The following is a 285-nucleotide window of genomic DNA, read 5'->3' on the forward strand; positions in this document are numbered from 1 at the left end:
CGATAGATCTCGCCCGGCCCGACATTGATGCCGCGCACGACGAGCACGCCGTCGCTGCGTCCGTGCAGACGCGCCGTGCCTTCCGGCGGAAACTCGATCTGATCGCCGTGCGTCCACACGCCCGCATTGGCGCTGAAATACGCCTTGTGAAAGCGCTCGCCGTCCGGATCGTTGAGAAATCCGAGCGGGCGCGACGGGAACGGGTTCACGCACACCAGATCGCCGACGCCTTGCGTGCGCGCGCCGTCGCGCCACGCCTGCACATCGAACGCGAGGCTCTTGCAT

At 67.0% G+C, this 285-nt stretch carries 1 protein-coding gene; it reads right to left on the reverse strand.

Going from position 1 to position 285, the window contains the following annotated elements:
• Positions 1–285 (reverse strand): hypothetical protein (locus NCR39_RS26385; RefSeq protein WP_250455408.1); only part of this gene is annotated, 285 nt, incomplete at both ends.

The sequence above is a fragment of the Caballeronia sp. ATUFL_M2_KS44 genome (assembly GCF_023630965.1).
GTDB classification, from domain to species: domain Bacteria; phylum Pseudomonadota; class Gammaproteobacteria; order Burkholderiales; family Burkholderiaceae; genus Caballeronia; species Caballeronia concitans.